The organism is Mesorhizobium shangrilense (genome assembly GCF_040537815.1).
Lineage (GTDB): Bacteria > Pseudomonadota > Alphaproteobacteria > Rhizobiales > Rhizobiaceae > Mesorhizobium > Mesorhizobium shangrilense.
In genome coordinates, this window is the sequence record NZ_JBEWSZ010000006.1 from 66,199 (window position 1) to 90,765 (window position 24,567).

The 24,567-nt window shown below is 64.3% G+C and carries 25 protein-coding genes; 5 read left to right on the plus strand and 20 right to left on the minus strand.

Translation table 11 applies throughout. The annotated features are described in order from the left end of the window. Nucleotides 1-32: 32 nt before the first annotated feature. Nucleotides 33-1,529: a CoA-acylating methylmalonate-semialdehyde dehydrogenase gene (locus ABVQ20_RS33855; RefSeq protein WP_354464169.1), complete on the minus strand. Its 1,497-nt coding sequence runs from the start codon at nucleotides 1,527-1,529 to the stop codon at nucleotides 33-35. A 374-nt stretch (nucleotides 1,530-1,903) separates the two neighbouring features. On the opposite strand from ABVQ20_RS33855, the gene ABVQ20_RS33860 reads away from it, so the two are divergent. Continuing rightward, nucleotides 1,904-2,785 carry a LysR family transcriptional regulator gene (locus tag ABVQ20_RS33860; protein WP_354464170.1) on the plus strand — a complete coding sequence of 294 codons (882 nt, stop codon included), beginning with the start codon at nucleotides 1,904-1,906 and terminating at the stop codon, nucleotides 2,783-2,785. Between the two features lie 52 nt (nucleotides 2,786-2,837). Here ABVQ20_RS33860 and ABVQ20_RS33865 read toward each other — a convergent pair whose 3' ends face one another. Together ABVQ20_RS33865 and ABVQ20_RS33870 are read right to left on the minus strand one after the other, a co-directional pair. Beyond that, entirely contained in the window at nucleotides 2,838-3,260 is a 423-nt protein-coding gene (locus ABVQ20_RS33865; protein WP_354464171.1) for a hypothetical protein, read from the minus strand. Between the two features lie 27 nt (nucleotides 3,261-3,287). Continuing rightward, nucleotides 3,288-3,410: a hypothetical protein gene (locus tag ABVQ20_RS33870; RefSeq protein WP_354464172.1), complete on the minus strand. Its 123-nt coding sequence runs from the start codon at nucleotides 3,408-3,410 to the stop codon at nucleotides 3,288-3,290. A 181-nt stretch (nucleotides 3,411-3,591) separates the two neighbouring features. Between ABVQ20_RS33870 and ABVQ20_RS33875 the strand changes: the two genes are divergently transcribed. Both ABVQ20_RS33875 and ABVQ20_RS33880 read left to right on the plus strand, forming a co-directional pair. Further along, a complete protein-coding gene (locus tag ABVQ20_RS33875) occupies nucleotides 3,592-4,035 on the plus strand; it encodes a phospholipase A2 family protein (RefSeq protein WP_354464173.1) in 444 nt (147 codons plus the stop codon). Continuing rightward, the gene (locus ABVQ20_RS33880; protein ID WP_354464174.1) at nucleotides 4,032-6,197 is read left to right on the plus strand and encodes a phospholipase D-like domain-containing protein; all 2,166 of its coding nucleotides are present in this window, start codon (nucleotides 4,032-4,034) and stop codon (nucleotides 6,195-6,197) included. Before ABVQ20_RS33875 ends, ABVQ20_RS33880 begins: the two co-directional genes overlap by 4 nt. An 84-nt stretch (nucleotides 6,198-6,281) precedes the next feature. Here ABVQ20_RS33880 and ABVQ20_RS33885 read toward each other — a convergent pair whose 3' ends face one another. The 10 genes from ABVQ20_RS33885 to rsfS all read right to left on the minus strand — a co-directional run bounded on the left by ABVQ20_RS33885 (nucleotide 6,282) and on the right by rsfS (nucleotide 15,896). After that, nucleotides 6,282-7,562 (minus strand): D-amino acid dehydrogenase, encoded by a 1,281-nt coding sequence (locus ABVQ20_RS33885; RefSeq protein WP_354464262.1) that lies wholly within the window; start codon nucleotides 7,560-7,562, stop codon nucleotides 6,282-6,284. Between the two features lie 98 nt (nucleotides 7,563-7,660). Next, nucleotides 7,661-8,200 (minus strand): GreA/GreB family elongation factor, encoded by a 540-nt coding sequence (locus ABVQ20_RS33890; RefSeq protein ID WP_354464175.1) that lies wholly within the window; start codon nucleotides 8,198-8,200, stop codon nucleotides 7,661-7,663. A 15-nt stretch (nucleotides 8,201-8,215) separates the two neighbouring features. Further along, complete coding sequence (gene rnk, locus ABVQ20_RS33895) at nucleotides 8,216-8,635, minus strand: nucleoside diphosphate kinase regulator (protein WP_354464176.1); 420 nt, start codon at nucleotides 8,633-8,635, stop codon at nucleotides 8,216-8,218. A gap of 304 nt (nucleotides 8,636-8,939) precedes the next feature. After that, complete coding sequence (gene alr / locus ABVQ20_RS33900; RefSeq protein ID WP_354464177.1) at nucleotides 8,940-10,070, minus strand: alanine racemase; 1,131 nt, start codon at nucleotides 10,068-10,070, stop codon at nucleotides 8,940-8,942. Between the two features lie 167 nt (nucleotides 10,071-10,237). After that, entirely contained in the window at nucleotides 10,238-10,753 is a 516-nt protein-coding gene (locus ABVQ20_RS33905) for an RNA pyrophosphohydrolase (RefSeq protein WP_354464178.1), read from the minus strand. Nucleotides 10,754-10,789: 36 nt separating this feature from the next. Then, nucleotides 10,790-11,968 carry a divergent polysaccharide deacetylase family protein gene (locus ABVQ20_RS33910; RefSeq protein ID WP_354464179.1) on the minus strand — a complete coding sequence of 393 codons (1,179 nt, stop codon included), beginning with the start codon at nucleotides 11,966-11,968 and terminating at the stop codon, nucleotides 10,790-10,792. A gap of 219 nt (nucleotides 11,969-12,187) precedes the next feature. Further along, nucleotides 12,188-13,519: a S41 family peptidase gene (locus ABVQ20_RS33915; RefSeq protein ID WP_354464180.1), complete on the minus strand. Its 1,332-nt coding sequence runs from the start codon at nucleotides 13,517-13,519 to the stop codon at nucleotides 12,188-12,190. A gap of 1 nt (nucleotide 13,520) precedes the next feature. After that, nucleotides 13,521-14,879, minus strand: a complete 1,359-nt coding sequence (locus ABVQ20_RS33920; RefSeq protein WP_354464181.1) for a murein hydrolase activator EnvC family protein — start codon at nucleotides 14,877-14,879, stop codon at nucleotides 13,521-13,523. A gap of 137 nt (nucleotides 14,880-15,016) precedes the next feature. Next, nucleotides 15,017-15,499 carry a 23S rRNA (pseudouridine(1915)-N(3))-methyltransferase RlmH gene (gene rlmH, locus ABVQ20_RS33925; protein WP_354464182.1) on the minus strand — a complete coding sequence of 161 codons (483 nt, stop codon included), beginning with the start codon at nucleotides 15,497-15,499 and terminating at the stop codon, nucleotides 15,017-15,019. 19 nt (nucleotides 15,500-15,518) lie between these two features. Further along, on the minus strand, nucleotides 15,519-15,896 hold the full coding sequence (gene rsfS / locus ABVQ20_RS33930; RefSeq protein WP_354464183.1) for a ribosome silencing factor: 378 nt from the start codon (nucleotides 15,894-15,896) through the stop codon (nucleotides 15,519-15,521). 242 nt (nucleotides 15,897-16,138) lie between these two features. Here rsfS and ABVQ20_RS33935 point away from each other — a divergent pair, with 242 nt between their 5' ends. Further along, entirely contained in the window at nucleotides 16,139-16,990 is an 852-nt protein-coding gene (locus ABVQ20_RS33935; RefSeq protein WP_354464184.1) for a mechanosensitive ion channel family protein, read from the plus strand. On the opposite strand, the gene ABVQ20_RS33940 is transcribed toward ABVQ20_RS33935, so the two are convergent. The 5 genes from ABVQ20_RS33940 to obgE form a co-directional block, all read right to left on the minus strand. Further along, nucleotides 16,991-18,289, minus strand: a complete 1,299-nt coding sequence (locus tag ABVQ20_RS33940) for an MFS transporter (protein WP_354464185.1) — start codon at nucleotides 18,287-18,289, stop codon at nucleotides 16,991-16,993. A gap of 67 nt (nucleotides 18,290-18,356) precedes the next feature. After that, nucleotides 18,357-18,944, minus strand: coding sequence for a nicotinate-nucleotide adenylyltransferase (locus ABVQ20_RS33945; RefSeq protein WP_354464263.1), 588 nt, complete (start codon nucleotides 18,942-18,944; stop codon nucleotides 18,357-18,359). A gap of 47 nt (nucleotides 18,945-18,991) precedes the next feature. Then, nucleotides 18,992-20,278, minus strand: coding sequence for a glutamate-5-semialdehyde dehydrogenase (locus tag ABVQ20_RS33950; RefSeq protein ID WP_354464186.1), 1,287 nt, complete (start codon nucleotides 20,276-20,278; stop codon nucleotides 18,992-18,994). 3 nt (nucleotides 20,279-20,281) lie between these two features. Beyond that, the gene (gene proB, locus ABVQ20_RS33955) at nucleotides 20,282-21,436 is read right to left on the minus strand and encodes a glutamate 5-kinase (RefSeq protein ID WP_354464187.1); all 1,155 of its coding nucleotides are present in this window, start codon (nucleotides 21,434-21,436) and stop codon (nucleotides 20,282-20,284) included. A 4-nt stretch (nucleotides 21,437-21,440) separates the two neighbouring features. Then, nucleotides 21,441-22,472 (minus strand): GTPase ObgE, encoded by a 1,032-nt coding sequence (gene obgE, locus ABVQ20_RS33960; protein WP_354464188.1) that lies wholly within the window; start codon nucleotides 22,470-22,472, stop codon nucleotides 21,441-21,443. Nucleotides 22,473-22,590: 118 nt separating this feature from the next. Here obgE and ABVQ20_RS33965 point away from each other — a divergent pair, with 118 nt between their 5' ends. After that, complete coding sequence (locus ABVQ20_RS33965; protein WP_354464189.1) at nucleotides 22,591-23,454, plus strand: endonuclease/exonuclease/phosphatase family protein; 864 nt, start codon at nucleotides 22,591-22,593, stop codon at nucleotides 23,452-23,454. An 85-nt stretch (nucleotides 23,455-23,539) separates the two neighbouring features. Here ABVQ20_RS33965 and ABVQ20_RS33970 read toward each other — a convergent pair whose 3' ends face one another. Both ABVQ20_RS33970 and rpmA read right to left on the minus strand, forming a co-directional pair. After that, complete coding sequence (locus ABVQ20_RS33970) at nucleotides 23,540-24,127, minus strand: GNAT family N-acetyltransferase (protein ID WP_354464190.1); 588 nt, start codon at nucleotides 24,125-24,127, stop codon at nucleotides 23,540-23,542. Nucleotides 24,128-24,245: 118 nt separating this feature from the next. Beyond that, nucleotides 24,246-24,515 (minus strand): 50S ribosomal protein L27, encoded by a 270-nt coding sequence (rpmA, locus tag ABVQ20_RS33975; protein WP_010912120.1) that lies wholly within the window; start codon nucleotides 24,513-24,515, stop codon nucleotides 24,246-24,248. Nucleotides 24,516-24,567 lie beyond the last annotated feature (52 nt).

Sequence of the window (24,567 nt, forward strand, 5' to 3'; positions counted from 1 at the left end):
GCGCGCCCCTTCATGTGAAACTTATCAGCTAATCAGTTCATCGTTGGAATGACGAACTCCGCTCCATCCTTCACGCCGGACGGCCAGCGAGACGTCACCGTCTTGGTCTTGGTGTAGAAGCGGAACGCATCCGGGCCATGCTGGTTGAGATCGCCGAAGGACGACGCCTTCCAGCCGCCAAAAGTATAGTAAGCAATCGGCACCGGGATCGGCACGTTGACGCCGACCATGCCGACCTGGACACGGCTTGCGAAGTCGCGCGCGGCGTCGCCGTCGCGGGTGAAGATGGCAACGCCATTGCCCATCTCGTGGTCGTTGGCGAGCTTGATCGCGCTCTCATAGTTCGGCGCGCGCACCACCGAGAGCACCGGCCCAAAGATCTCTTCCTTGTAGATGCGCATGTCGGCGGTGACGTTGTCGAACAGGCAGCCGCCCATATAGTAGCCATCCTCGTAGCCCTGCATGGAGAAGCCACGGCCGTCGACGACCAGCTTGGCGCCTTCCTTGACGCCGGTGTCGACATAACCCTTGACCCGCTCCAGCGCCTGGGCCGTTACCAGCGGGCCGAAATCGGCCGACGAATCCGTCGACGGTCCGACCTTGAGGCTTTCAACGCGCGGAATGAGCTTTTCCATCAGCCGGTTGGCGGTGTCGTTGCCCACGGGCACGGCGACCGAAATCGCCATGCAGCGTTCGCCGGCCGAGCCGTAACCGGCGCCGATCAGCGCGTCGACGGTCTGGTCCATGTCGGCATCGGGCATGATGATCATGTGGTTCTTGGCGCCGCCGAAGCATTGCACGCGCTTGCCCGAAGCGGTACCGCGCGAATAAATGTAGTGGGCGATCGGCGTCGAGCCGACGAAGCCGATGGCCTTGATGTCCGGGTCGTCGAGGATCGCGTCGACCACATCCTTGTCGCCGTTGACGACATTGAGGATACCAGCCGGCAGGCCGGCCTCGATGAACAGTTCGGCGATGCGCATCGGCACGCCGGGGTCGCGTTCCGACGGCTTCAGGATGAAGGCATTGCCGCAAGCGATGGCCGGCGCGATCTTCCACAGCGGGATCATCGCCGGGAAATTGAACGGCGTGATGCCGGCGACGACGCCAAGCGGCTGGCGCATCGAATAGACGTCGATGCCGGGGCCGGCGCCGTCGGTGAATTCGCCCTTCATCATGTGCGGCGCGCCGATGCAGACTTCGACCACTTCGAGGCCGCGCTGGATGTCGCCCTTGGCGTCGGCGATGGTCTTGCCGTGCTCGCGCGCCAGGATGTCGGCCAGCGCGTCATATTCCTTGGCCACCAGTTCGAGGAACTTCATCAGCACGCGCACGCGCCGCTGCGGGTTGGTCGCCGCCCACTTTGGCTGCGCTTCCCTGGCGTTCTCGACAGCCGCGCGCAGTTCCGCCTGCGAAGCCAGCGCCACCGTGCCGCGTACCGAGCCGTCCATGGGCTGCATGACATCCTGCTTGCGGCCGCTGGTGCCGGCGACATGCTTGCCGCCGATGAAATGACCGTATTCGATCATGATTTCTCTCCCTGGGTTTGTGATGCTGCATTCTCCGCCTTTGACGGGGCGATGGCAACGCGAGCCAGAACGCAACCGTTGTGCGGAGAATAGATAGCGGTTGACGACAGCGCATCAATTCTCGCAAATGACAGATGCAATTGCCAATACCCGGATTGAGAGTTTGCGTTCCTTCACACCCCCCTCTGTCCTGCCGGACATCTCCCCCGCAAGGGGGGAGATTGGCAGCTTTGCCGATGGCGCCTTCCCTAAGGCGTTGGCAATTGGCGAAACCGGCGACGCTATCCGATCTCCCCCCTTGCGGGGGAGATGTCCGGCAGGACAGAGGGGGGTGGGCAGGAGCGCGACCTTTGCCATAAAGGCGGACCATCCCCATGAACTGGGATGACGTACGCATCTTCCTCGCCGTGGCGCGGGCCGGCCAGATCCTTGGCGCGGCCAAGCGGCTGGAGCTCAACCACGCCACCGTCTCGCGCCGCATCGCGGCACTTGAGGAGGCGCTGCGCACAAAACTCTTTCGCCGCCTCACCACCGGCAGCGAACTGACGCCGGCGGGCGAGCGGTTCCTCGACATTGCCGAGCGCATGGAAGCCGACATGATCGCGGCGCGCTCGACCGTTGCCGGCGAAGGCGATGACGTGTCCGGCACGGTGCGCATCGGCGCGCCCGACGGTTTTGGCGTCGCCTTCCTGGCCAAGCGTCTGGGCGAACTCACCGCCCTGCATCGCGAACTGACCATCCAGCTGGTGCCGGTGCCGCGCTCTTTTTCGCTGTCCAGGCGCGAGGCCGACATCGCCATTACCGTCGAGCGGCCGACCGAAGGCCGGCTGGTGGCGGGAAAGCTGGTCGACTACACGCTCGGCCTGTTCGCGTCGCGCGCCTATGTCGAGGCCAACGGCCTGCCTGAAACCGCGGCCGACCTCTCCCGGCACACGCTGATCGGCTACGTTCCAGACCTGATCGTCAGCCCCTCGCTCGACTATGCGGCCGAGTTCAGCGCCGACTGGCGCACCGCCTTCGCCATCTCCTCCGCGCTCGGCCAGGCGGAGGCCGTGCGCGCGGGCGCCGGCATCGGCATCCTCCATACATTCATCGCCCGTTCGATGCCCGAACTGGTGCCCGTCAACATCGTGGCGCCCATCCGTCGCGCCTACTGGCTGGTCTATCACGAATCGGTCAGGCCATTGCGGCGCGTCCAGATCGTCGCCGGTTTCATCACCAAGGCGGTGGAGCGGGAACGGGGGCTGTTTGCCTGATGCATGTCGCCCAAAAATGCGCGGCGGTTTTGGGATGCGATGCGCTTTGTGATCAGGGCTCGTCGAGAACGAACGAACTCACCACACGTTCGGCTTGATCGGCGAGCGGCGCCCACATCCGCGTCGTCTGCTCGAGACTGTCACTCGCGAGCCCGCAGGTGATGAGACCAAAGTGGTCGCCACGCAGCGAAAGCACAACCTTGGCATGGCCGTAGCCGGAATTGCTGTCGCCAAGCCGGAAATCCATGTCGGCCATTCGCGCCGGATAGCCGTCCGGAAACCGGATCAGCTTCTCGTTGCTGAACTTGGCTGCGTCAAAGCCGGCGCCGACGTTCGCGTCCCAGTTCTCCGGGGACCAATCCTTTTCCATGAAGGCCCTGGGATCCGCCGGCGAACCCGATGCCAGCGGGTCGTAGCGGTTGACCGACACCCGGCAGGTCAGACCGTGGTCGCCGGATTTCACCTTGAGCCGCATGGATTCGCCAAAGCCCGCTTCCTTCGTCTACTCCTCGGGAAAGGTCAGCGAAAAACCATTGTCCCTGTCGTGCACGGTCTTGTCGGCGGCATCAGCCGCCGAGACGCAAAACAGAAATCCCACAGCCGGAGCCAGAAAGAAAACACGCATCAGGTTCTCATCTTGCAAAACCGCACGGCACGGCACAGATCGACCGACGCCACCATAGCACGACCATGCCGCCCCTGCCGCCTTGCGCTTGCCACAAAATCGGCCAGTGTGGCGTCAGGCGTTGCCGGTGACGCGGTCAAGGCGCTGGGTGGGACATCTACGGAAAATTGGCACGGAAAATATGCGAGCCGTTCTTGCCATCCTGCCGCTGCTTTTCGTGTCGGCCTGCGCCAACCCCTGGACGAAGGTCCCCGAGGCAAACCTGCCCAAACCGATCCGCTATGCCATGGCGCGCCCCTCGCTCTTCGTTTTCGACAATTATTGCGGTCCCGGCACCCGCACGGGCGATTTGTCGGCGCCGCCGGTCGACCGGCTCGACAGGGCTTGCCAAACCCATGATGCCTGCTACATCGCGCAGCACAATCATTGCGACTGCGATGGCGCGCTGGTCGCCTCGGCAACAGCGATCCGCGACGACAAGACGGCACCGAGAAAAATGCGCAGCGAAGCTGAACTGTTGCTCGTCACCTTCGCACTTCCCGTCTGCAAGGTCTTTCCGCAGGGCTTCATGCCGCCGCGCGACCCAGCGCTGTTGAAGACGCTGAACACCGGGACCACCGGATGACCCGGCGCATGCCGCTTGCCCTGGTCTTGTTCGGGCTGGCGCTGACGTCGCTTGCCGGTTGCGCTGGCCCGCTCCGCCACAGCTGCGATGTCTTCCCCGGCGAGGATACTTGTGTACGCCCTGCGCTCTCGGCAAACGCGGCCGGGCCGGCAGTCGCCGCCGCGCAGTTTTTCGGCGATGCCGGCAAGGGCGACTATGAAACGCGTTTTCTGACCGTTCTCGCCCACAACCAGATCGGCGCGATGGACCGTGCCAATGGCACCGGCCCGTTCGGCCATGACCGCCACGACATCCGCAACGCCGATTTCCAGGCAACCTACCGGGCGCTGGAGCGCCTGGCGAAGCCGGTCGCCTCCCCACACGTGCCGCCAGCCGGCGGCAGCACCGGCGAAGGCCATTTCGACGGGCGCTGGCGGGTGTCGCGGCAGACGCTTTATGTCGACGCTTCGGCGCGGCCCTCCTCGCCCAAGACGTTCAGTTTCTCCGGATTGCAGGCGCGCTCGGTCGAGATCGTGCTGCGTCAGGCGGGCTCAAAGCCGGTCGACATCGACGGCACCTGCGACGGCGCGCTGGCGATCCGTCAGATCGGCAGCGCGCGCGGCTTTCCGGCAGGCACGATGCTGCGCATCCACCTGGCGGGCAGCGAGGGCACGTCGGTAAGCCTCTTTCCGGACCAAACCCTCAACCGCTGTGACCTGCGCATCCGCTCCGGCCCCGTGCCGGCCGGTGCTCCGCTCACCATCCTGCGCGAAGAGATCGCCGACCCCGGGCTCGCGGCACTGGACAGCCGCTACGAGCGCTGTCCGATCCCCAACCCTGCCAGCCTCGACCCACTGCAACGGGCCTTCTACGCGGGCCGCTGGCTGTCGCAGACCTGTGTGCTCGCGCCAGGCGAACCGCGCCTGCTGCGCAAGTCGCGCGACGGCTTCAATGCCAAGGTCGAAGCGCTGATGGGCGCGCCGCTGTCCGACAGCGCCATCGACAAGGCCGACCCCGAACTGCCGCTCGATTTCTCCCGCGCCCCGAAACTCAAGCTGATCTACCTGTCGTCACTGGAGTTCAAGGCGGACTTTTCCGGCCGCGTCATCGAGCGCCTGATCCGTCATCATGCCGCCCTCGGCACCAAGGTGCGCATCATGGTCACCGACGTCCTGGAGCGTGACAAGGACGACGACATGCTGCATCGGCTGGCGGCAGAATTCCCCAACGTCTCGCTGCAGGAATATCGCTGGCGGGCGGATCGCGGCGCGCCGATCGACGAGCAGATCTCACAGCTGCACAAGACCTTGCACGTCAAGATGCTTGCGACGCTGGCCGAAGACCCCGGCCGCTCGCGCGTCATCATCGGCGGCCGCAACATCCATGACGGCTTCCTGTTCCACAGCCCCGTCGACCTGTCGCGGTACCCGAACCTGCAGCAATACGGCAAGACCGACGGCTTCTCGCTGAACTACTATTCGAACTGGAGCGATTTCGACATCGAGATCGCCGACCATGCCACGGTCGAAACCCTGGCCGAGCATCTCTCCACGCTGTGGCTGCGCGATGCCGACACCAACATCGCACGCCCCTTCTCCATTCCGGTCGTCTCTGGCGGCCAGCGGCCATCCGGGACCGCGCGCCATTTCATCTCCGTGCCCTATGAGGATGGCCATGCGCTCGAGGACTATTTCGTCGAGCTGGTTGACGCGGCGCACCACCACATCGAGATCGTCAATCCCTACCTCAACCTGACGCCGAAGATCGCCGGGGCTTTCGACCGGGCGCTGGCGCGCGGCGTCAAGATCGACATCGTCGGCCGCATCGACCTCAAGGGCGACATTGGCGGCAGGTTCCTCACCGCACTGAACAAGCTGTTCGTCGAGAAATATGGTGACCGCATCAACATCCGCGAGTTCAAGGCGCCCGACGTCGTGCTGCACTCCAAGATCATGATGATCGACGAAAGGCTGGTGACCATCTCGTCGGTCAACCTCAACAACCGCAGCTTCTTCCACGACTCGGAGAACGGCATGATGGTGCTCGACCCCGCCTTCTATCGTCGCATGAAGCCGATCTATGACGACTATGTCGCCCATTCGAACCCGGTTCCCAGCAACGTGACGATTGCGCTGCCCTATCGTCTGCTGTTCGACGAGGACTGGGTCAGACAGGCTTTCTAGGGCTGATTCCGAAAATATGCCGGGGAAGATGGGCTGGGATGCAGAGCATTCCAGCCCATCTAACAGCTGTTGCCGCAGCCAACCTTACTTCAGGTAGCGTTCGGGGCCGAGATCGCGGACATTGATGTCCGGCACCCGGCTGGAGATGATGTCGGCCAGGACCTTCGCCGAGCCGCAGGCCATGGTCCAGCCAAGCGTGCCGTGGCCGGTGTTGAGGTAGAGGTTGGAGAATTCGGTGCGGCCGATCAGCGGCGGCCCGTCCGGCGTCATTGGCCGCAGACCGCACCAGAAGGTCGCATCCCGCATCGAACCGCCGCCTGGAAAGAGGTCGCCGACCGAATGTTCGAGCGTGCGGCGCCGCGATTCATGCAGCCTGAGGTCGAAGCCGGAGATCTCCGCCGTGCCGCCGACCCGGATGCGGTCGCCGAGCCGGGTGATTGCCACCTTGTAGGTTTCGTCCATCACCGTCGACACCGGGGCGGCGTCGGCGTCCTTGATGGGCACCGTGATCGAATAGCCCTTGACCGGATAGACGGGGATTGGCCGCTTCAGGAAGCGCATCAACCGCGCCGAGTAGCTGCCCAGCGCCATCACATAGGCGTCCGCCGATTTCCAGCCCTTGTCCGTGGTGACGTTGGTGATGCGGTTGCGGTTCTTGACGACGCGCCTGATCGTGGTTTCGTATTCGAAGGTGACGCCGCGCGCCACGCACATCTCGGCCAGCCTGTCGGTGAACATCTTGCAATCGCCGGTCTCGTCACCTGGCAGCCGCAGACCGCCGACGAATTTTTCGCGAACGGCAGCCAGTGCCGGTTCGGCCGCGATGCAGCCCGCTGGATCGAGCGTCTCATAGGGAACGCCGTAGGTCTTGAGAACCTCGATATCGCCGGCCGTACCGTCGAGCTGTTTTTGCGTGCGGAAAAGCTGCAGCGTTCCCTTGGCGCGTTCGTCATAGGCGATGCCGGTGGTCTCGCGCAGCGCCTTCAGCGTATCGCGGCTGTATTCGGCCAGCGGCACCATGCGCGCCTTGTTCACCGCGTAACGCTCGGCGGTGCAGTTGCGCAGCATCTTGGCCAGCCACACCCACATATGCACGTCGAAGGCCGGCCTCACCACCAGCGGACCATGCTTCATCAGCAGCCATTTTATCGCCTTCACCGGAATGCCTGGCCCGGCCCATGGCGAGGCATAACCAGGCGAAACCTCGCCGGCATTGGCAAAGCTGGTTTCCAGCGCCGGGCCTTTCTGACGGTCGATCACCGTCACTTCGTGGCCGGCCTCGGCGAGAAAATAGGCTGTGGTGACCCCAATGACACCGCCGCCCAGCACCATGACTTTCATCGTTCGCTCCTTACGGCGCCGCACGTCCTTGGGGACGCGCAAAAGACGCTGCAGCACTTGAGTTTGCGCATGATCCCTAGCGAAAATCGATGCCGATTTTCAAGGTCATGCACTGTAGTCGATCACGCCGCCGAGGGACCGGGGTCGTCATCCTCTGTCTGCAGCATTCCAGCCATTTCGCCAAGGGGCCGACTGCCGGCTGCGGCACTGTAGACAAGGGTGAGCCGATGCGGCCGCGGCGCGCCCGCCGACTTTTCCCTGACGGCCCGCCGCGCGGCCTCGGGCTGGTAAAGCACGGCCTTGATCTGGATCGACTCGCGCCTGCCGTCAGCCTGCTCGATCATCGCCGTCTGTCCTTCCGCCATGCCAAGCATGCACAGCCCGCGCCGCGTTGCGACCGACAGGCTGGAGCCGACTGGACCGCGCCCCTCGTTCTGCACCAGGGTTCGCGTCTCCACCGATCCGGCATCGATACGAAACACCACCCTGCTGTTCAGCGTCGCGATATCAGGCTCGACCGCATCGATCGAAACAACCCCGGCATTGGCAAGCTTGTCTTCGAGCATCCGCACGATCGGGTCCGCGAATGCCCGCCGGCGTTCCAGCATGACTTCGAGGACGGCCAGGTCCTTGGTCGTCAGGCAGCAATTCCTGCTCATCATCACGGCCTCCACGGGTCAGGACCGTTGGCAGGATGCTGGCGTATCGACGGCCTCGATGGTCACCGACAGTTCGCGGCCGTCACGACTGCTCCAGCACACGACCTCCCCGATGGCCGCGCCGATCAGCGCCGTTCCCATCGGTGTCAGCACCGAGATCCTGTTTTCGGCGATGTCGGCTTCGCCCGGATAGACCAGCGTGATGCGCTGGCTGTCCCCGCCAACGGCGCGGATCGTGACCACCGAGCCCATCCGCACCACATCGGCGGGCATCGCCGCCGCCGTCGTGATGACGGCCCGGTCCATTTCCGAAAGCAGCTCCTCGGCCGTGTCGGGCGCGCGGTCGAGAAACGCTCTTGCGAGACCCGTCAACCTGTCATGGTCGGCATCGCTGACCAGAAGCCGGTTCGACGGGGGCAATCCTGCTGCATGTTGCATGGCAAACCTCTTGAATGGCGCATCAAACGACGCGCGCTTGCCACCGTGCTGACGGTGGCCTGATGGAAAGCTCACAGTCGAAACGACCGTAGCTCGATGATGATGATGTTGTATGTGCAGACGCCCCGGTTCAGACGGGCGCCCAAAAAGGGCGGCCGCGCCGGGGCTACGCTCCCGCGATGGGGCAAACCCTGAAACAGGTCTTGATCGGGGGGAGGCTGCTCATGCGCGGAACCTCGCCGAGAAGCCCCAGCTTGTCAAGCGTGGCGAAACCGCCTGCCTGACCCACTTCAGCCGCTCATCATCAACCACCAATGTAGCGGCGGTGGAACCGGTGTCCGAAACTGGTCAGGATTTCGTAGCCGATTGTTCCGGCATGGCCAGCCGCATCATCGACGCTCTGCGAGGGGCCGAGCAGTTCGACAAGGTCCCCCTCGCCCAGTCTGCCGGACGGCAGGGCGGAAATGTCGAGAATGATCGAATCCATCGACACGCGTCCAAGGAAGGGCAATCGCACGCCCTCGAACCAGGCAGCGGACGCCGCGCGGCGATGCCAGCCATCGGCATAGCCGAGCGAAATCGTCGCCGCCGCAAGTGGCCCGGTCGCGTGAAACGTGTGGCCATAGCCCACGCCGGCTCCGCTGGCGACATTGCGTGTCTGGATGACCTTTGCTTCGAGCCGCGCGGTGGGCAGCATCGGGTTCGGCCTGGCCGGCGTCGGATTGATGCCGTAGAGCGCGGCACCCGGCCGGGCGAGATCGAAATGAAAGCGCTGCCCGAGAAAGATGCCGGATGAATTGGCAAGCGATGCCGGCGCCGGCGGCAGCAGCTTGCGCAGCCGTTCGAATTCCAGCCGCTGGCGCTCGTTGGCGGGATGCTCCGGCTCGTCGGCGCAGGCGAGATGGCTCATGACAAAGGTGACGTCGACGCCATCGAACGCATGCGGATCGGTGGCGACCTGCTCGACCTCCTGGGGCGACATGCCGAGACGCGACATGCCGCTGTCGACCTGGACCGCGGCCGGAAGTTTTCTCCCGCTGCGGCTGGCCGCCTCGCGCCACGCTGCCAGCTGGTCGACGCTGTTGATGACGGCGGAGAGTTCCGCCGCGACCGCTTCGGGCTCGGAGCCGGGCGGCATTCCATTGAGAACATAGATCGCCGGTTTCGCACCGAGCGCCTCGCGTAACGCAACACCCTCGGCCAGATGCGCCACGAAGAAGACATCGCAGCCCTCGGCCACCAATGCCCCGGCCACCTGGCTGGCGCCGAGCCCATAACCGTCGGCCTTGACCACGCCGGCGCAGGAAACATTGCCAAGCTGCGCCTTCAGCCGCCGGTAATTTTCACGGATGGCTCCGAGATCGATGGTCAGGATCGCGCCCGCGGCGTCGGTGCTGACAGATGTGGTTTCGGGTTTTGCTGGCGTCTTGCTCACACCGTTCTCCGGAAAGCGGCGGTTGTCCGACCTTTAGGCCGGCCGCCGCCATGTCGCAACAGCGGCATGGCCGGGCGCGACATTACGGCACGATGGTCATCGCCTGGCCGGCTCAAAAGCGCGTGACAGATGCGCGGGTTTCGCGACAGCAGCCCGCTGCAGGGGCTTCAGCCCGCGAGGTGCCTGAAGGCCGCCACCACCTCTTCATAGACCTTGCGCTTGAAGGGTACGATCAGGTCGGGCAGGTCCTGCATCGGCCGCCATTCCCATTTGTCGAATTCGGCGGTGTGGCCGCCCGGCGGAGGATTGATCTGGATTTCGCTGGCATCGCCGTGAAAGCGGAAGGCGAACCATTTCTGCGTCTGGCCGCGATACCTGCCCTTGAAGGCGACGCCGACAAGGTGATCCGGCAGATCATAGTTGATCCAGTCGGGCGCCTCGGCCAGCAGCGAAACGCCGCGCATGCCCGTTTCCTCATAGAGCTCGCGCTCGGCCGCCTGCAACGGCTCCTCGCCCTTGTCGATGCCGCCCTGCGGCATCTGCCAGAGCTGCGTCGTGCCGGCGAATTCACTGTCGGGTTCGGCGATGCGATGCCCGACCCAGACCAGGCCCTCGGCATTGAGTATCATGAGCCCGACACAAGGACGGTAAGGCAGTGTTTCGCGATCGACCTTTTTTGCCATGAGTGCGTTTCCAGCCGTTTTGAGAATTCGCTCCGGTTAGCCTTTTTGCGGATCGATGGCCACCGCTGAAATCGGCACGATCTCGATGCCGCGTTTCTTGGCCTCGGCCACCCAGGTCGACACCGTGTCGACCGTCAGGTCGAAGGCCGAGCCAATGCCGACCGCAAAGCCCTTCGCCCGCGCCGTAGCTTCCAGTCCGTCGAGTTTCTTCAGGATGGCGCCGCGATCCTGCACAGCATCGATCGCGGTGTCACCGGAGACAAAGGGCACGCCGTCCTTCAGGGCAAGATCGGGTGCGAGGCTGCGCGACGACGATCCGTCGTCGATATAGGCGAGGCCCCGTTTGCCGAGTTCGGCCATGAACGGCCCCATCGCTGCCGCATCGGCGGAAAAACGCGCGCCCATATAGTTCATGACGGCGGTGTAGTTGGTGGTGCGCGACAGCGCCCAATGCAGGTTCTTCAGGTTCTCGTCCGCTGTCCCTGCCACCGTCAGCGTGTTGCGCCCGGGATTGACGTTGGGATAGTCGAACGGTTCCAGCGGCACCTGCATGACAATCTCGTGGCCGCTCTGCCGTGCGGCCTGCATCCAGCGGCCGATGCTGTTGCCTTGCGGCGCGAAGGCCAGCGTCACCTCCGGCGGCAATTTGGCAATGGCTGCTTGCGTGCCGGTCTGCGACACGGCGAGCCCGCCGATGACGATCGCCACGCGCGCGCCGCGCGCACCGGACCAGGGCCGCGCATAGACGTCGAACGGCCGACGGCCATCGGCGGAACGAATCGGTAGAGGCCCGGTATCGCTGGCCTCGATCAGTGCCTTGTCCGGGATGTGCGCGATCTTGAGGTTCTGGCCGATCGTCGACGGGTCGTGGATGACGATGGCCGCCTTGGGCGGCCCATCCCCCTCTTCCTGCTGCACATGGATGATCTGCGGGCCGCCGGTCTTGGCCGGGGTTTCCGGCTTCCGCGTTGCCGGCGCCAATTGGCTGACCGGCGCGACAGTGGGTTCGGTGGCTGCCACCATCGGTGTCGAAACAACGGCCTCTTGCGGCTTTCGAAACGGCTTTTCCCGCAGCGCAATCGCACCGGAGATACCGACCACGGCGAGCACGACGACGCCTGCCGTAACCGCGCGGGCGCTGATCCCTGACGACGCCGCGCGTGGCCGGACGGTCTGTCCGAGCGGGCGTTCGATGTCCTTGCCGAAATCAGCCAAGCCTTGTCCCCGTACGCATAGCTTCGAAAAGTGCAATCACTTCCCGAAATGGGCCATACGCAAACCGCCTCGTCGGCGCACCCCACATGCGCTCTTCGCGAACACATCAAGCGCGAGCCGCGCTACCGCCCCGAATCAAACTGCCGGAACCTCGCGGCCCCGGCAGCATTGCATCGCTTCGATCAGGCGGCCAGACCTGTTTGTCCGGCCGATCGACCGTTACTGGTTAAGAACAGCCTTCTCCGGATTGGGCGGGAAGGACGGATCCGTCTTCTGGCCGCGCAGCAGCTGCTCGGCATGGATCAGCTGCAGATCGTCCTTCGGATCCGGCGGCACATAGGCGGCCGAGCCCGAGCCGGTCGAGCTCTCGTCGGCGCCCTTGATATGGCCCTTGAGATCCGATTCGCCGCGTGTCAGGTCCCTGCCCTGCAACTCAGGCGGCAGCGGCTGGTCGACCTTGATGTCGGGCGTGATGCCCTTGCCCTGGATCGACTTGCCGGACGGCGTGTAATACAGCGCCGTCGTCAGCCGCAGCGCGCCGTTCTCGCCGAGCGGGATGATGGTCTGCACCGAGCCCTTGCCGAAGGACTGCGTGCCCACCACCGTGACACGGCGCAGATCCTGCAACGCACCGGCGACGATCTCGGACGCACTGGCCGAACCGCCATTGACGAGCACGATCATCGGCTTGCCGTTGATGTCGTCGACCTGCTTCGGCTTGGCGTCGAAGCGGGTGACGTCCTTGGGATCCCGGCCACGCGTCGAGACGATTTCGCCACGCTTGAGGAAGGCGTCGGACACGCTCACCGCCTGGTCGAGCAGGCCGCCTGGGTTGAGGCGCAGATCGAGCACGTAGCCCTTGAGCTTGTCGTCCGGCACCTGCTTCTTGATGGTGTCGATGGCATTCTCGAGATCGTCATAGGTCTTTTCGGTGAAGGAGGTGATCTTCATGTAGCCGATGTCGTTCTCGACCCGGAACTTGACCGCCTTGACCTTGATGATGTCGCGCACAACCGTCAGCTCGATCGGCTTGTCGGCGCCCTGGCGCAGGATGGTGAGCTTGATCGGCGTGTTGACCAGGCCGCGCATCTTCTCGACCGCGTCGTTGAGGGTGAGGCCACGAACCTCTTCGCCATCGATCTTGGCGATATAATCGCCCGCGAGCACGCCAGCCTTGGCTGCCGGTGTGTCGTCGATCGGTGTGATGACCTTGACCAGGTCGTTTTCCATGGTGACCTCGATGCCGAGGCCGCCGAACTCACCCTTGGTCTGCACCCGCATGTCCTGCGCCTGCTCGGCGTTCATGTAGGACGAATGCGGATCGAGCGAGGCAAGCATGCCGTTGATGGCGTTCTCGACCAGCGACTTGTCGTCGGGCGGCGTCACATACTGGGCCCGCACGCGCTCGAAGATGTCGCCGAAGATCGCCAGTTGCTTGTAGGTCTCGGACCCTGCAGCATTCGCCGTCGAGCCGGGCGCGCCATAGACAAGGCTCATGGCGGACGCGCCCATCAGCGCACCGGCAAACAGAAGCGACAGTTTCCGCATCATTTCACGTCCTTCCAGAAAAACGGTCCGCCCACCATGGGGTCGGATCGACGGGTTTTCCATCCTTGCGGAACTCTACATAGAGTTCCGGCGTGGCATCCAAAGTCTTCGTCGCCGAGGTGCTTGCCACCCTGGCCTCTGCCATCGCGCCGACCGGCTCTCCTGCGAGCACTGACTGGCCAGTCGCGACACTGATTCTGCTCATCCCGGCCAGGACGACATGATAGCCGTCACCTGCGTTCAGGATCAAGAGTTGTCCATAAGAGCGAAACGGCCCCGCATAAAGCACATTCCCATCCGCCGGCGCGGTGACGATGGCTCCCGATTGTGTCGCAACCATGTCGCCCTGCATCACCGCGCCGTTACCGTCGTCAGTGCCGAACTTCCGCTTGATCTTGCCGGTAACCGGCAGACCGATCTGCCCCTGCAGCGCCGAAAACGGTGTTGCGGCGGCAAGGCGATTGGCCTCCGGCACGGGCAGCGACGCCAGTTCCGTCGATGTTCCGGCCTTGTCACCGGTTGCCTTGTCATCGCCGGTCGCCTTGGCGTCGGCCGCCGCCTGGCGCGCGGCCTCGGCCGCCTTGCGGTTCTTGTCGGCCTCGGTTTCCAGCGAGGCGATCAGGTCCTTCAGGCTGGTGGCCTTGGCCGCCAGGTCCTGGGAGCGCTGCTTTTCGGCGGCCAGTTCCGTTTCCGTGTCCGATTCGAGCTTCTGCTTGGCCTCGAGCAGCATGCTCAGTCGCTTCTTTTCGGCCACCTGATCCCCGACCGCCGCCGTCAGCCGCGCCCGCTCGGCCTCGATCGAAGCCGTCACCCGCGCCTGCTCCTTGAGGTCGGCCAGCAATGTGTCGGTCTGCTGGCGCAGTTCCGGCACGACAGCGCCCAGCAGGATGGCGCTGCGCACCGAAGACAGCGCGTCCTCCGGCTTCACCAGGATCGCCGGCGGCGGGTTGAGCCCCATGCGTTGCAGGGCGCCGAGCACCTCGGCCAGCACGTCGCGACGCGCCAGCAGCGAGGCTCGGATCTTCTGTTCCTGGTCCTTCAACCCTTCCAGCTTGCCGCCGATGTCCTCGATGTCCTGGCCGAGCTTCTGCTCGGTCATCGCCGACTGGATCAGTGCCGCCGTGATCGAGGCATGATCCTTCTTGACCGCCGCGATGTCGGCGGCAAGCTTGGCCAGCCGCTCGGACGACAGCGTGATCTCCTTCGAGACCCGCTCGTACTCGGCGCGGCTCTGGTTCGGATCAGGGGCTGTGTCGAGCGGGTTTTCGGCCCGCGCCACGCCAAGCGAAAGCAGCACTGCCGCCGCTGCCAGGCAGCTGCGCGTGCGCCAAAAGCCCGCTCTCGATTTTCCCTGCTCAGACATTGAAGCCCGATTCTATGCGTGGCTTCGTTAACGAACCATCAACCATGTTCGAAAGCCCCCTGTGCGCGCGATATCGCTGTATATTGGGGCAAAAATCCGGGCGGCCGACGCTTATCCACTGCGGATATCCGATCGGCTCACGACCGATGATACGGATGGCCGGAGAGGATCGTGGCGGCCCGGTAGAGTTGCTCGCCCAGCATGACCCGGACCAGTTGGTGCGGCCATGTCATCATGCCAAACGACAGCACCAGGTCGGCCTGGTCGCGCAGCGATTGATCGTGGCCGTCGGCGCCGCCAATGGCGATGACCATCGCCTTGCGGCCGCCGTCGCGCAGCAGGCCGATACGTCCGGCGAAATCTTCCGATGAAAATCCCTTGCCGCGCTCATCGAGCAATATCAGCGCGGTGCCCTGCTGCAGCAGGGTCTGCAGTTTCTGGCCTTCCTCGCGCCGGCGCTCGTTTGCGGTCTGGGCGCGACCTTCCGCGATCTCGGCAATGCCGGCAAATTCCAGCCCGACTGCGGGGCCGCTCTTGGCGAAGCGCTCGAAATAACGGTCGGCGAGTTGCTTCTCGGGGCCGGCTTTCATCCGGCCCACGGCATGAACGGTAATCTTCATCCTTACCTCGAAGAGACGCTCAGTGGAGGGTCTCTTCCTCTAGGTCCGGCGACTGCCACATCTTTTCCAGATTGTAGAAGTCGCGAACTTCGGGCCGGAAGACATGGACGATGATGTCGCCAGAATCGATCAGGACCCAGTCGGCGCCTGCCAGTCCTTCAACGCGCGCCGTGCCTAGACCGGCATCCTTGAGCGCCTTGAGGAGATGATCGGCGACAGCCGCGACATGACGGTGCGATCTGCCCGATGCGACGACCATATAGTCGCCGAGGCTCGATTTTCCCTGAATGTCGATTGAGACGATATTTTCGGCCTTGGAGTCTTCCAGACTGGCAAGGACTGTCTTGATGGCGCGGGACACGGCGTCGTTTACGCTGATCCCGGCCGGCGAAGGCACAATGTCGGCCCTCTTCCGCAGTGCTGTTCTCAGTGTATTTCCTTTCGCAGCAAGAACAACCAAATCACCCTTCAAAGCAGGCGACACCGCTTAGATAGGCAGAGTTCCGTTGCAGTTTCAAGACGGGCGCCCGCTGCGGGTGAACGTATCGCTGTCACTGTGGTTCCGCTGCAATCCCGAAAAGATCGGAACCCACGCCGCCGGCATGGGTTATCGGCTCATCGACCAACCGGAATCCTGCCATGCCGATCGACCCGCAAAACGCCCTTCTCACCGTCCAGGCCGGCCTCGCGCAGCTCTCAACGCTGATCGTCTCCTACGCTTTCTCGGCCATTGGTGCCGTCATCCTGCTGGTTGTCGGCTACATCGTCGCCGGCCTCGCCGAACGCTCGATCTTCGCCGGCCTCGGCCACATCCACGGTTTCGACGCGACGTTGCGGCATTTCTTCTCGAAGATCGTCCGCTATGCCATCCTGATCCTTGTCACCATCATGGTACTCGGCCAGTTCGGCGTGCAGACCGCGTCGATCATCGCCGCCATCGGCGCCATTGGCCTGGCCATCGGCCTGGCGCTGCAGGGCACGCTGCAGAACATCGCCGCCGGCATCATGTTACTGGCGCTGCGACCGTTCCGCATAGGCGAATCCGTCGAGGTCGGTTCGATTGCCGGGACGATCGAAGAGATCGGCCTGTTCGCGACAAGCCTGCGCACCGCCGACGGTATCTATATCCTGGCGCCCAATTCGACGCTTTGGAGCCAGCCGGTGCGCAACTTCAGCCGCAACGGCGTGCGCCGTGGCGACGTCACGCTCAGCATCGGTTCCTGGAACGACATCGACCGGGCACAGAAGACGCTGCTCGCCATTGCCGCCGCCGAACGGCGGGTCAAGCGCGAGCCCGCCCCCATCGCCTTCGTGGCGACCTTGGGCGACAGCACAGTCTCCATTGCCCTGCGCTACTGGACATCATCAGCGGATTTCTTCGCCACCCAGACCGATCTCGTCAAGCGCGCCAAGCAGGAATTCGACAACGAAGGCATTTCGATCCCGCTGCCGCCGCCGCAAGCGCCGCAACCGCAAGCGCGCCGGCAATAATCAATTGTCCCTGTGCTTGGCCTGATCGTCGGGCGCGAAGGCGAGTTCCACCGGCAGGGGTGCCTGCGCCGTCATCGGCGCGAACGTGCCGGTCTCGGCGGCGGGAACGGCTTGTGTCGTAATCACCCGCCAAAGCACGAACACGCAGAAGGCAGCGGCGATGACGATGGCCACGTAGATGAAGGCCTGCGTTCCGTAGACGGCGGAAAGCGCGGTCACGATGCCCGGCACGACGAAACCCGCCAGCGACCACGCAAACAAAAGCGAACTGGACAGCGCCACCATGTCGTCCTTGCCGGCGCGATCGGCGGCATGCGCGCTGGACAGCGAATAGATCGATTCCGACGCGCCGTCCCAGATGATATAGATCACCATCAGCGTCGCCAGCGCACCGCCGTCGAAGCCGAGCGCAAAAATACCCGCCGCCATGGCGAGCGCCGAGGCGCCCATAAGCACATAGCGGCGGTCCGTGCGGTCGGAAATCCAGCCGAGCGGGATCTGCAGGATCAGCGTGCCAAGCGGCATCGACGACAGCAGCAATGCCACGTCGGCCTGGCTGTAACCCTTGGCGGTGGCGTGGATCGGCGCAAAACCGGCAATCGCCATGGACAGGCCGCCGACGGCAAGCATGCCGGCGACACCCACCGGGGAAATCCGCCAGGCGCGCCGGAGCGCCACTGACGCCGCCTGCGGTGCCGGCGGTTGGCGAAGCCTGGTCAGGCCGACAGGAAGGATCGAAAGTGCCGTGAAGACGATGCCGACCAACGGTCCTTCAGCGGTCCTGATGTCTATCAGCGCCGAGGCGGCATAACCGACGCCAAGCCCCGCGACATAGGCAACGTAGAAGAAGGCCATGACCCTGCCGCGTATCGCATTGGCGACGACATCGTTCAGCCAGCTCTGCGCGACGATGAACAGGCCGCATATGGCGAAACCGTAGAGTGCGCGCGCGGCGATCCACAAAAGCGGGTGTGGCCCCGCACCGACAGCCGCGTTGGACAGTGCGATCAGCGCCGACAGCACCATGAAGGCGCGGGCGTGTCCCACCCTGCGCACCAGCGGTCCAGTCAGGATGCAGCCGGCGAGGCCACCGGCCGACAGGCCGGTGACGATAAGCCCGGCCCAGGTCGGATCGAAGCCCTCGACGCCAAGCCGCACCGGGATGTAGGCAAACATCAGCCCGTTGCCGACGGCGATCAACGCCATCGACAGGATGACACTGGTGATCGCGATCAGCGGCGTCGGCTCATGGCCCTGTTCCGGATCGATCCTGGCGCGGCTTTTGTCGAGAGTTGTCATGCTCGCTCAGGATTGCCCAGGAAACAGGCAAATGCAGCCGTAAAAGCGACATGAGCGGGACGGCCGCTCACCCCTTCGCCATCCTGCGGATCGCGCTCGATGACAGCGACGATCGCGGGCCGTGGATGAACGTCCAGGCCGGCGCCTTCATCCGGGCAAGGCGTGGCGCATCGCCTTCGTCGACGCGCGCGTAGTCGAAGGTCTTGGCGACGACCGACGACAGGAACGACAGTGTCGCCCCGGGGCGGTCGATGACGGCGATCGGGAAGGTCATGACGATCTCGCGCCAGCGTTGCCAGCGGTGGAAGTCACGCAGCGAGTCGGCACCCATGATCCAGACGAAGTCGACACCGGGATTGCGCGCCTTGACCAGCGCCAGCGTGTCGGCGGTGTAGCGGACATGATGGGCGGCTTCGAAGGCGGTGACCTTGATCTTCGGGTTCTTGGCGATCTGCTCCGACAGCTGCAGCCGATCCGCCAGCGGCGCCAGTTCCCGTGTGCTCTTCAGCGGATTGCCTGGCGTCACCATCCACCACAACTGGTCGAGCGCCAGCCGCCGCAGCGCAATCTCGGCGACCAGCGCGTGGCCGGCATGCGGCGGATTGAACGAGCCGCCGAACAGCCCGACAGCCAGCCCCCTCTCGGCATGCGGCATCTTCAGATATCGATGCCCAATATCCGGCAAGGACAGGGAATTGTCGCTCAAGGCCGTATCTGGCCGGACCCGCGCACGCGGTATTTGAACGAAGTCAGTTGCTCGACGCCGACCGGGCCGCGCGCATGCATCTTGCCGGTGGCGATGCCGATCTCGGCGCCCATGCCGAACTCGCCACCATCGGCGAACTGCGTCGAGGCGTTGTGCAGGAGGATCGCCGAATCGATTTCGTTGAAGAAACGCTCCACGGCCTGCGCGTCCTCGGCGACGATCGCCTCGGTGTGATGCGAGGAGAACGTCTCGATGTGCTCGATCGCACCGGCCACACCGTCGACCAGCTTCACCGCGATGATGGCGTCGAGATATTCGGTCACCCAGTCGGCATCATCAGCCGGCTTGGCGTCGAAGAACACTTTCAGCACTTCGGCATCGGCATGGATCTCGCAACCCGCGGCGCGCAGCGCGTCGAGGATCGGCACCACATGTGTTGAAGCGACGGCATGATCAATCAGCAGCGTCTCGGCGGCGCCGCAGACGCCGGTGCGCCGCATCTTGGCGTTGACGGCGATCTTGACGGCCATGTCGAGATTGGCCGAGCGGTCGACATAGAGATGGCAGATGCCTTCGAGATGGGCGAAGACCGGCACCCGCGCCTCGTTCTGGACGCGCTCGACAAGGCTTTTGCCACCGCGCGGAATGATGACGTCGAGCGTGCCGCCGAGTCCTCTGAGCATCTCGCCGACAGCGGCGCGGTCGGTTGTCGGCACCAGCTGGATGGCGTCTTCCGGCAGGCCGGCGGCCTTCAGCCCTTCGACGAGGCAGGCATGGATGGCAGCCGATGAATTGAGCGAATCCGAGCCGCCGCGCAGGATGACGGGATTGCCGGCCTTGAGGCAGAGCGCGCCGGCATCCGCCGTGACGTTCGGCCGGCTTTCATAGATGACACCGATGACGCCGAGCGGCGTGCGCACGCGCTCGATATGCAGGCCGTTCGGCCGGTCCCATTCGGCGATGACGTCACCGACCGGGTCGCGCAGCCCGGCGATCTCGCGGATACCCTGAGCCATGGCATGGACACGCGCCGGCGTTAGTTTCAGCCGGTCCATGGAGGCGGCCGACAGGCCTGATTCCTCGCCATTCGAGATGTCTATGGCGTTGGCGTCGAGGATACCGCCTTCCCGGGCAACAATCGCCTCAGCCATGGCGACAAGCGCCGCGTTCTTGGCGGCGGTCGCGGCAATGGCCAGCGGTCGGGCGGCAGCACGGGCGCGACGGCCGATGTCAGCCATCAGCGCAGCAGCGTCATCCCCGGATTTTTCATGCAGCTTCAGCATGGCTCATCCTCCGCTTACATCACCCGCAGCCAGCACCTGGTCACCGGCAAAGCTCACCACCAGATCGTCGCGGTGGATCATCGCCGAACGCGCCTCATAGCCAAGCACGGTTTCGATTTCCGCTGTCTTCAGGCCAGCGATCCTTACGGCATCGGCGGCATCATAGGCAACCAGCCCGCGCGCGATCTCGCGGCCCTCGGGCGACAGGATCGCCACGGTATCGCCGCGCGCGAAATTGCCGCTGACCAGCTTGACGCCGGCCGGGAGCAGCGACTTGCCCGACTTGAGCGCGCCGATGGCTCCCGCATCGACGGTGAGCCGCCCCGCCGGTTCGAGCTGCCCGGCGATCCAGGTCTTGTAGCCCTTCACCGGATTGCTGCTCGGCCGGAAGAAGGTCGCGCGTTCGCCGCGCTCGATCGCCATCAGCGGCGACAGACGGGTGCCAGAAGTGATGATCATGGCGGTGCCGGCGGCGGTGGCGATCTTGCCGGCATCGAGTTTGGTCCGCATGCCGCCGCGCGACAGTTCGGACGCGGCGGCTCCAGCCATCGCCTCGATGTCCGGCGTGATGCGATCGACCACCGGGATGAATTTTGCTTCCGGGTCCTTGGCCGGCGGCGCCGTGTAGAGCCCGTCGATATCGGAGAGCAGCACCAGCAAGTCCGCGCCCATCATCGTCGCGACACGCGCCGCCAGCCGGTCGTTGTCGCCATAGCGGATTTCGGAGGTCGCCACCGTGTCGTTCTCGTTGATGACCGGCACCGCCTTCATCTTCAAGAGCGTCGAGATCGTCGCCCGCGCATTGAGATACCGCCGGCGTTCCTCGGTGTCGCCAAGGGTCAAAAGAATCTGGCCCGATTTCAGGTCGCCCTTGCCGAGCGCGTCCGACCAGGCGCCGGCCAGCGCGATCTGGCCAACGGCAGCGGCCGCCTGGCTCTCTTCGAGTTTCAGCGCCCGCTTGCCAAGGCCCAGAATAGTGCGGCCGAGCGCGATGGCACCGGACGACACGACGAGGATCTCGGCACCGCCCTGGGCCAGCACGGCGATGTCGTCGGCCAGCGAAGCCAGCCAGTCGCGCTTCAGGCCTGTTGCACGGTCGACGAGCAGTGCCGAGCCGATCTTGACGGTGATGCGCCGGTATTTCTTCAGCGACTGCATGGCACTACTTGTCCCAGCGCGTCTCGACCGGCGCCGCGATCTTGTCGCGCGCTTCGGCCACCACCGACATCAGCGCCCGCAGCACCGCCTCGACGCCTTCGCCGGTGACGGCGGACAACAGCATCGGCGCGCGGCCGGCGGCGCGCTTCAGCGACGCGACCTTCTTCTTGCGCGCATCGGCATCGAGCGTATCCACCTGGGAAAGCGCCACGATCTCGACCTTGTCGGTCAGCCCGTTGCCATAGGCTTCGAGCTCGGCGCGCACGGTCTTGTAGGCCTTGCCGGGATTCTCCTCTTGCGCCGAGACGAGATGCAGCAGCACGCGCGTGCGCTCGACATGGCCAAGGAAGCGGTCGCCGATGCCGACGCCCTCATGCGCGCCTTCGATCAAGCCGGGAATGTCGGCGATGACGAATTCGCGCGCATCGATGCGGGCAACGCCAAGGCCCGGATGCAGCGTCGTGAACGGATAGTCGGCGATCTTCGGCTTGGCCGCGGTGACGGCCGCCAGGAAAGTCGACTTGCCGGCATTGGGCAACCCGACCAGTCCGGCATCGGCGATCAGCTTCAGCCGCAGCCAGATGTTGAGCTCTTCGCCCGGCAGGCCGGGATTGGCGCGGCGCGGCGCCTGGTTGGTCGAGGTCTTGAAATGCTGGTTGCCGAAGCCGCCATTGCCGCCCTTGGCCAGAAGGAAGCGCTGGCCGACCACCGTCAGGTCGCAGATCAGCGTTTCGTTGTCTTCCTCGAACACCTGCGTTCCCGCCGGCACTTTCAGCGTGACGTCGGCGCCCTTGGCACCGGTCATGTTGCGGCCCATGCCGTGAATGCCGGTCTTGGCCTTGAAATGCTGCTGGTAGCGATAGTCGATCAGCGTGTTCAGCCCGTTGACCGCCTCCAGCCAGACATCGCCGCCCCGCCCGCCGTCGCCGCCGTCGGGTCCGCCGAACTCGATGAATTTTTCGCGCCGGAACGACACCGAACCGGCGCCGCCGTCGCCGGAGCGTATGTAAACCTTGGCTTGATCGAGAAATTTCATTGGATTGCAGTTTCTTTTATTGGCCTTGCGGCATTGCTCTAAACCTTAGCCCTTGCTCTAAACCAAGGCGGGGCGAAGGGCGAGGCCGTTTTGCTAGTGCGGCCGGAGAGATGGCGCAATGAAGGTTGCAACCTACAATATCCAGTATGGCATCGGCCTCGACGGGCAATACGATGTCGGGCGCATTGCGGACGCCGTGCGCGGCGCCGACGTGATCGCGCTGCAGGAGGTTACCCGCAACAACCCCAGGAACGGCGGACGCGACATGGTCGCCGAACTCGGCGAAGCGCTGCCTGATTACTTTGCCGTCTATGGCAGCAATTTCGAAGCCAATATCGGCTCGCGCATCGAGAACGGCCGCGCTGTCACCACGACCTTCCAGCTCGGCAACATGATGCTGTCGAAGACGCCCATTCATCTGTCGCGCAACCTGCTTCTGCCGCGCAGCCGCAGCTTCGAGGTCATGAATTTCCAGCGTGGCGCGCTCGAGGCACTGATCGAGACGCCGCTTGGTTTCATCCGCTTCTATTCCATCCATCTCGATCACCGCAGCCCGGTTGAACGCGCCAGCCAGATCCAGTTCCTGCGCCAGCGCCTGCTGAATTATGCGCTGGAAGGCGGCGCACTGTCCGGCGTCGCCGAGATCGGCCTGCCGGAATTGCCGCATCCCGAAGCCTTTGTCGCCATGGGCGATTTCAACATGCTGGCCGGCTCGCCCGAATATGTCGAACTGGCCGGCCGGCCCGACCATGAATTCGGCATGCCGCTGACCGCTGACTTTGCCGTCGATGCCGCATTGCGCCTCAACGTTGCCGATCTCCTCACGTGGGTCGATCCCAGACGACCCGAAGATGCCAGCCGCCACAAGCGCATCGACTATGTCTTCACCAGCGCTTCGCTTGCCCGCTCGCTGAAGCGCCTCTGGGTCGACCGGCAAGCCGTCGGCTCCGACCATTTGCCGGTCTGGATCGAGTTGGGCTGATCTCATCCTGAGGCCCACGCGCCGAGGTGTGTTGAGATTCAGGTCAGCCATTCGCAGGCCGGTATCACCTGAATATCAGCACACATCAAAAGTGGACCCAGTTCCTGAGACTCGTCCAGGTCTTCCTGTCGAGCCGGTAACGCTCGACCGGCACCTGGCCGGCGACGATCGAGTTCAGCATGCCCTGTCCGGCATACTGGAAGCCGCATTTGTGGATGACCCGGCGCGACGCCGGATTGATGACCCGCGTCGAGGCATGCAGCACCTGGATCGTCGTCTTCTGAAAGGCGAGGTCGACCAGTGCGTGCGCGGCCTCCGTCGCGTAGCCACGCTTCCAGTGGGGCTCGCCGATCCAGTAGCCGAGTTCCAGGCCACGGTCCGTCGTGTTGAGGCCGGCACAGCCGACGAATGTGTCGGTGCCGGACAGCGTCAACGCATAGGCGATGCCGGCGCGGCGCGACTTTGTCATGGCAAGGAAGGCACGCGCCTCGGCCTCGCCATAGGGATGCGGCATGCGGGCCAGCATTTCGGCGACGTGACGGTTATCAGCGAGTTCGACCAGCTGCGCGATGTCCTCTTCGCGGGGTGCGCGCATCACCAGCCGCTCGGTGACCAGCACCGGGCAGTCTATCGCGTAACTTTCGTCATCCGTGTCTTCAGCTTCGGCAACCATTTCAGTTCTCCAGGCGCAAGAAAAAGGGGAGATGGAAACCCATCTCCCCTGATCCTTTTCCTGGCTTTTCCAGACACCGGTTCCCGAGATGGGCGCCGGTGTTCTAGTGCGGAACCGGCTACTCCGCTGCTTTGGTAATCGGGTTCACCGATACGTAGGTTCGGCCATTGGCTTTTTTGTTGAACGTCACGGCGCCGGATTCGAGCGCAAAAAGCGTGTGGTCAGTACCCATGCCGACATTGACGCCGGGATGCCACGTGGTGCCGCGTTGACGAATGATGATGTTGCCCGGGATGACGGCTTCGCCGCCGAATTTTTTCACGCCCAGGCGCTTGGAATGCGAGTCGCGACCGTTGCGCGACGAGCCGCCAGCTTTCTTGTGTGCCATCTAACTACTCCGTTGCGCCGCAAGGCGCCTAAAAGCTCTTATGAACGCGCAA

Excerpts from the sequence above, each read along its gene's own strand:
- rpmA (WP_010912120.1), bottom strand. The coding sequence starts at position 24,515 with ATGGCACACAAGAAAGCTGGCGGCTCGTCGCGCAACGGTCGCGACTCG.
- ABVQ20_RS33865 (WP_354464171.1), bottom strand. The coding sequence starts at position 3,260 with ATGCGGCTCAAGGTGAAATCCGGCGACCACGGTCTGACCTGCCGGGTG.
- ABVQ20_RS33905 (WP_354464178.1), bottom strand. The coding sequence starts at position 10,753 with ATGGCAAAAAAGGTCGATCGCGAAACACTGCCTTACCGTCCTTGTGTC.
- ABVQ20_RS33920 (WP_354464181.1), bottom strand. The coding sequence starts at position 14,879 with ATGTCTGAGCAGGGAAAATCGAGAGCGGGCTTTTGGCGCACGCGCAGC.
- obgE (WP_354464188.1), bottom strand. The coding sequence starts at position 22,472 with ATGAAATTTCTCGATCAAGCCAAGGTTTACATACGCTCCGGCGACGGC.
- ABVQ20_RS33880 (WP_354464174.1), top strand. The coding sequence starts at position 4,032 with ATGACCCGGCGCATGCCGCTTGCCCTGGTCTTGTTCGGGCTGGCGCTG.
- proB (WP_354464187.1), bottom strand. The coding sequence starts at position 21,436 with ATGCAGTCGCTGAAGAAATACCGGCGCATCACCGTCAAGATCGGCTCG.
- rnk (WP_354464176.1), bottom strand. The coding sequence starts at position 8,635 with ATGCAACATGCAGCAGGATTGCCCCCGTCGAACCGGCTTCTGGTCAGC.
- ABVQ20_RS33855 (WP_354464169.1), bottom strand. The coding sequence starts at position 1,529 with ATGATCGAATACGGTCATTTCATCGGCGGCAAGCATGTCGCCGGCACC.
- ABVQ20_RS33965 (WP_354464189.1), top strand. The coding sequence starts at position 22,591 with ATGAAGGTTGCAACCTACAATATCCAGTATGGCATCGGCCTCGACGGG.
- ABVQ20_RS33950 (WP_354464186.1), bottom strand. The coding sequence starts at position 20,278 with ATGCTGAAGCTGCATGAAAAATCCGGGGATGACGCTGCTGCGCTGATG.
- ABVQ20_RS33890 (WP_354464175.1), bottom strand. The coding sequence starts at position 8,200 with ATGATGAGCAGGAATTGCTGCCTGACGACCAAGGACCTGGCCGTCCTC.
- ABVQ20_RS33970 (WP_354464190.1), bottom strand. The coding sequence starts at position 24,127 with ATGGTTGCCGAAGCTGAAGACACGGATGACGAAAGTTACGCGATAGAC.
- ABVQ20_RS33870 (WP_354464172.1), bottom strand. The coding sequence starts at position 3,410 with ATGCGTGTTTTCTTTCTGGCTCCGGCTGTGGGATTTCTGTTTTGCGTC.
- ABVQ20_RS33935 (WP_354464184.1), top strand. The coding sequence starts at position 16,139 with ATGCCGATCGACCCGCAAAACGCCCTTCTCACCGTCCAGGCCGGCCTC.
- ABVQ20_RS33945 (WP_354464263.1), bottom strand. The coding sequence starts at position 18,944 with ATGCCGCATGCCGAGAGGGGGCTGGCTGTCGGGCTGTTCGGCGGCTCG.
- ABVQ20_RS33875 (WP_354464173.1), top strand. The coding sequence starts at position 3,592 with ATGCGAGCCGTTCTTGCCATCCTGCCGCTGCTTTTCGTGTCGGCCTGC.
- ABVQ20_RS33860 (WP_354464170.1), top strand. The coding sequence starts at position 1,904 with ATGAACTGGGATGACGTACGCATCTTCCTCGCCGTGGCGCGGGCCGGC.
- ABVQ20_RS33940 (WP_354464185.1), bottom strand. The coding sequence starts at position 18,289 with ATGACAACTCTCGACAAAAGCCGCGCCAGGATCGATCCGGAACAGGGC.
- ABVQ20_RS33915 (WP_354464180.1), bottom strand. The coding sequence starts at position 13,519 with ATGATGCGGAAACTGTCGCTTCTGTTTGCCGGTGCGCTGATGGGCGCG.
- rlmH (WP_354464182.1), bottom strand. The coding sequence starts at position 15,499 with ATGAAGATTACCGTTCATGCCGTGGGCCGGATGAAAGCCGGCCCCGAG.